This window comes from Streptomyces botrytidirepellens (genome assembly GCF_003721215.1).
GTDB lineage: Bacteria > Actinomycetota > Actinomycetes > Streptomycetales > Streptomycetaceae > Streptomyces > Streptomyces himastatinicus.
This window is the reverse complement of sequence record NZ_RIBZ01000588.1, coordinates 1-3,756: the sequence shown is the minus strand read 5'-3', so window position 1 is coordinate 3,756 and position 3,756 is coordinate 1. Positions and strand designations below refer to the sequence as shown.

Below are 3,756 nucleotides of genomic sequence, written 5' to 3'. Positions count from 1 at the left end.
GACGGCCGCGGGGGCGGGGGGCGGCGCCTCCGAAGCGGGGGCGGGAGCCGGGGCCGGGTACAGCTTGGCCAGTTCGCTCAGGAAGTGGGCGTACGCCTCGCGCTGCGGCGGCCGGGGATCGGTCTTTCCGCTCTCCCAGTTGGCCACCGTCGCACGGCGCACCTTCAGCGCCTTGGCGACCTGCTCGTGACTCAGGCCGTGTGCCGTGCGCAGCCGCTCCCGCTCGGCCGGTGGCGGCAGCGGGGACTGGCCCGCGATCAGTGCGTCGATCGCGTCGAACAACTCGGACATGGAACGCCTCCCGCCCCCGTTATACACAGGAGCGGACGTCCGGCGCACATATCGCGGACGGCCGCTCGGAGCGGCCGACAGCTTCAGTCGCCTACCGTTCGGGGACGTAGAAACCCGTGGTGGGGGCTACGTCGAGACGTCGTCCAGGTCGTCCCACTGGGCGAGCAGGTCCTCCTCGGTGGGCTCGGGGACGGGGGCGGCGGCGCCGAGGGGCTGCTCGGCCCAGATGATCTTGCCGGTGGGGGTGTAGCGGGTGCCCCAGCGCTGGGCGAACTGGGCCACCAGGAACAGGCCCCGGCCCCCCTCGTCCGTGGAGGCGGCGCGGCGCAGATGGGGTGAGGTGCTGCTGCCGTCGGCGACCTCGCAGATGAGGCTGCGGTCGCGGACGAGGCGCACATGGATGGGTCCGGAGCCGTAGCGGATGGCGTTGGTGATCAGCTCGCTGAGGATGAGTTCGGTGGTGAAGCCGCTCTCCTCCAGACCCCACGCGGCCAGCCGCCGGGCGGCCTCGGCGCGGATTCCGGCGACGGCGGCGGGGTCGGAGGGGACGTCCCACTCGGCGACGGAGTCGGGGTCCAGGAGGTGGGTGCGGGCGACCAGGAGGGCGATGTCGTCCCGCGGGTGCGAGGAGGCCATCGCGTCGAAGACGGCCTGGCAGATCTCCTCGGGTCCGCGTCGGGGATGGCCCGCCAGGGTGCTGCGCAGCAGCCGCAGGCCGGTGTCCCGGTCGCGATCGCGGTCCTCGACCAGACCGTCGGTGTACAGGGCCAGTCGGCTGCCCTCGGGCAGCAGCAGTTCGGTCGTCTCGACGGGTTCGCCGCCGAGGCCGAGCGGCGGGGCGAGGGGGACCTCGGGGAAGGTGACGGTGCCGTCGGGGTACATCAGGGCTGGGCCCGGGTGGCCCGCCCGGGCCATGGTGCAGCGGCCGGTGACCGGGTCGTAGATCGCGTACAGACACGTGGCCCCGCTGATCGGCGCGGCGTCGGTGTCCGCGGCGACCTGGTCCTGGTCGAAGCGGGTGACCAGCTCGTCGAGATGGGTGAGGATCTCGTCCGGCGGCAGGTCCAGGGCGGAGAAGTTGTGCACGGCGGTCCGCAGCCGCCCCATGGTGGCGGCGGCGTGCAGCCCGTGGCCGACGACGTCGCCGACGACGAGGGCGACCCGGGCGCCGGGCAGCGGGATGACGTCGAACCAGTCGCCGCCGACACCGGCCTGGGCGGGCAGATAGCGGTGCGCCACCTCCAGGGCGTCCTGTTCGGGCAGGCCCTGCGGCAGCAGGCTGCGCTGGAGGGTGACGGCCATGGAGTGCTCGCGGGTGTAGCGGCGGGCGTTGTCGATGGCGACGGCGGCGCGCGCGACCAGCTCCTCGGTGAGGGCCACGTCCTCCTGGTCGAACGGCTCGGACTTCTCCGAACGCCAGAAGGTGGCGATGCCCAGGGTGACGTCGCGGGCGCGCAGCGGAATGGTGATCATCGAGTGGATGCCGTACTCGACGATCCGGACGGCCTGCTCGGGGTCCTGCTCCTGCCATCCGGCGAAGTCCCGGATGTCGGCGTCGAGCACCGGCCGCCCGGCGCCGAAGCCGAGCGCCTGCGGTGCGCCGCGCACATAGGTCGTCCGCTTGCCGACCCGCCACAGCGGGTGGTCGTCGCGGATGCCGAAGGTGGCCGTACGGCACATGGCGTCGCCGGACGGCTCGTCGCCGCGCAGCACCGGGTCCACCAGGTCGACGGTGGCGAAGTCGGCGAACCACGGCACCGCGAACCGGGTCAGCTCCTCGGTGGTGCGGGAGACGTCGAGGGTGGTGCCGATCTTCGCGCCCGAGTCGTACAGCAGCCGCAGCCGCTTCTCCGCCACCTCGGCCTGGCCGGACAGCGCGCGCAGTTCGGTGGTGTCCCGGAGGGTGGCGACGCTGCCGGGCGCGCCGCCGTTCCACTGGGTGGAGCGCTGGTTGACGGCCAGCAGCCGGTCCCCCGCGAGATGCACCTCGTCGGTGGCCACGCGGCCGGAGGACAGCAGCTCGGCGGTGCGCGGTTCGAGCCCGAGTTCGCGCACGTGGCGGCCCTCGGCGTCCGGGGGCAGGTCGAGCAGTCGGCGCGCCTCGTCGTTGACGAGGACGAGGCAGCCCTCGCCGTCGACGATGAGCACGCCCTCGCGGACGGAGTGCAACACCGCGTCGTGGTGCTCGTACATACGGGTCATCTGGGCCGGGCCCAGGCCGTGGGTCTGGCGCCGCAGCCGGCGGCCCACCAGCGCGGTACCGGCGGTGGCGAGGGCGAGCGCGCCCCCGGCCGCGCCGAGGACCAGCGGCAGCTGGCGGGTGACCCGGCCGCTGACGTCATGGGCGGTCATCCCGGCGCAGATCACGCCGATGACCTTGCCGTCGGCCCGCCGGATCGGGACCGTGGCCTGCACTTCCTTGCCGAGGGGGCCCTGCACGGTCTCCGTGACGACCTTGCCGCGCAGCGCGGGCTTGTAGTCGGCGACGAGCTGATGGCCGATCTGCTTCGGCAGCGGGTGGGTGTAGCGGACGCCCTTGGGGTTTGCCGCGACGACGAAGTCCAGGCCCGCCCGCTTACGGACCTGCTCGGCCCGCGGCTGGAGCACGGCCGTCGGGTGGCGGGACGTCATGGCCTCCGCGGTGCCCGGGGAGCCCGCGAAGGCCTGGGCCACGGCGGTGGACCGGTTGATGGCCTCCTGCTCGCTGTCGTTCCGCGCCTGGAGTACGAGCGCCAGCGTCGCCACGGCAATGAGCATGACGACAACGACCGCCTGTACGGCAAACACCTGCCCGGCGATGCTGCGCACGCCCAGCAGGGAGCGCAAGCGACCCCGCGACCGGACAGGCGGGGAGAGCTTCGATCGACCGAAAAATCCGATCACCCCCTATTCCTAACACCTCACGGCGCCGGGACGTGAGCAGCTGGGATGAGACAGTACCCGCGACCGGGCGGTTGATACGTTCCAGTCACCCACCGGTGGACCTCGGTGGCTTTGCGTAGGGGCTCAGGGGCCGGGTTCAAGGGGGCCGGGTTCAGAGGGCGGGAGAGAGGGGAAGGACCCTGCCGCCGGGTCGTGGTTCCGCCGTGGTTCCCGTGTCCGTCCGGCATCCCGCACCACGTGTTGTCCGATCACGGCCGCCGCCTCCGGGGCGCGGCCCGGTGAGCATGGAGGCGAGTGCCGTTGTCGACCCATCGTTACAGACAGACGCAGCGTCACGGACGGACCCATCCTCACAGACGACGGACCCATCCTCACAGACGGACGCGCCATCACAGACGGATGCGTCATCAGGGATCCCGGCTCAGGGCCACGGTGGGGGCCGTCGTCCTGTCGGTGCTGGCCCTGCTGGTGCCTGCCGCCGCGTCCGGCCCGGCGGCGGCCGTCGGGCGCGCGGCGGCCGCTCCCGGTGTGATCCCGGCGCCGGTGCGGTGGACCGGGCAGGAGGGCACGCTGCGGCTGGCG

Annotated in this window: 3 protein-coding genes; 1 reads left to right on the top strand and 2 read right to left on the bottom strand. The window is 73.0% G+C overall.

The genetic code is table 11. The annotated features are described in order from the left end of the window. Nucleotides 1–291, bottom strand: a 291-nt coding sequence (locus EEJ42_RS33260) for a helix-turn-helix transcriptional regulator (protein WP_148082112.1), incomplete at its 3' end; no start/stop codon positions are given. A 126-nt stretch (nucleotides 292–417) separates the two neighbouring features. After that, nucleotides 418–3,108, bottom strand: a complete 2,691-nt coding sequence (locus EEJ42_RS33255; protein WP_246097546.1) for a SpoIIE family protein phosphatase — start codon at nucleotides 3,106–3,108, stop codon at nucleotides 418–420. Nucleotides 3,109–3,573: 465 nt separating this feature from the next. On the opposite strand from EEJ42_RS33255, the gene EEJ42_RS51300 reads away from it, so the two are divergent. Then, on the top strand, nucleotides 3,574–3,756 hold a 183-nt coding region (locus EEJ42_RS51300), incomplete at its 3' end, for a hypothetical protein (protein ID WP_184503397.1).